Origin of the sequence: Mesorhizobium sp. M7A.T.Ca.US.000.02.2.1 (assembly GCF_003996995.1) — a bacterium.
In the GTDB taxonomy this organism is placed as follows: domain Bacteria; phylum Pseudomonadota; class Alphaproteobacteria; order Rhizobiales; family Rhizobiaceae; genus Mesorhizobium.
The window spans coordinates 1-1508 of sequence record NZ_RZTT01000734.1 but is presented as its reverse complement, the minus strand read 5'-3'; the positions used below and the strand labels follow the sequence as shown (position 1 = coordinate 1508).

General features: G+C 63.7%; 1 protein-coding gene. It reads left to right on the top strand.

Annotation, left to right across the window (positions count from 1 at the left end; translation table 11 throughout):
• The coding region (locus EOD15_RS34110) for a portal protein (protein WP_148129811.1) at positions 1-1508 on the top strand (1508 nt) is incomplete at both ends.

Sequence of the window (1508 nt, the reverse complement as noted above, 5' to 3'; positions counted from 1 at the left end):
CTCCAAGCAGGTGTGGCTGAACCGGGCCGGCTGGGATTCGCTCTACAGCGAGGCCTACGATTACGTGCTGCCGAACCGGCGGCCGGGCGGAACCGGCAAGGTCAAGCAGCCGACCCAGATGATTTTCGACATGACCGGACCGAATTCGGCCATGCATTGCGCCGGCGAGATCCAACGCCAGATGTTCCCGGCGTCGACGCCGTTCATCACCGAAACCGGCCCGCTGGTGGCGCAGCAGCTGAAGGCGGCGGAAAAGACCGCCTGGGACAAGAAGCTGCAGGGCATCGCCAGCTTCGTCTATCCCTTCATGAAAACCGGCGATTATGACGACGCCATGCACGAGGCCTGCACCGACCTCACGGTCGGCACCGGCGTGGTGCTGCCGCTCAAGGGGCCGTCGATCAACGAGCCGGTGCGGTTCTGCTGCATCCCGCAGGACGAATGCGCCATCGCCCAGGACGCGTTCGGGCGCGTGAATTTCGCTTCATGGAAGCGCTGCAATCTCGGCTACGAAGCCATTCTGGAGGCGTGGCCAAAAGGCAAGTTCACCGACGAATTCAAGCAGACGGCGAAGACAAAGCCCTATGACGAAATCACCGTCTATCAGGATTTCTATCGCCTGCCGGACGGCCGCTGGCGCTTTTGCGTCTATCTCGAGCGCGATGGCGACTTCATCGCGCAAGAGACCTACCGGACCCAGCCCGTTTCGGTCATGCGCTTCTATCGCTGGCCTGGTGAACCCTACGGGCGCGGCCCGGTGCTGTTCGCGCTGCCGACCATCAAGACGGTCAACAAGGCGCAGGAACTGACGCTGAAGGCGGCCGCCATCCAGCTGCTCGGCATCTGGGGATTTAGGGCGGGCGGCACGTTCAACCCCGACACGGTGCGGCTCGGGCCGGGCGAGTTCTGGCCGATGCAGTCGACCGGCGGCCTGCTCGGTCCTGACGTGCAGCGCCTCGATCCGGCCGGCGGCCGCATCGACGTGGCGAAAATGATCATCGGCGACGGCCAGCGGCAGATCCGCGAAGCGCTGCTAGACACGCGGCTGTTCGATGATGGCGGCACGCCGCCCTCGGCCTCGGAAGTGGCGTTGATGCAGGCGCAGAATGCCAAGGTCCATATCGGCGCCTATGGCCGTCTGAACACCGAAGGCACCGGCGTCATCGTGCCCCGCGTGATGGAAATCCTCAACGAATGGCAGCTCCTGCCGCAGCTGATGTCGTTCAACCAGCTGCTGGTTTCCATGTACATCAATTCGCCTATGGCGGCGGCCTTGAAGGCCGACGAGCTGCAGGCGTCGGTGAACTATTACCGCCTGGCCGTCGAGACGGTCGGGCTGGAGCGGGTCAACGAATACATTTCCGTCGACCGTTATCTGGACCGTGCCCGGCAAGGCCTGCTGGTTCCGATCGACGTTGTCACCACGGAAGACGAAAAGACGGCGGCGGTGCAGGAAAACGCCCAGCGCCAGGCCGCCGCCGTCTTTTCGTCTTCCGTGGTGACAACGT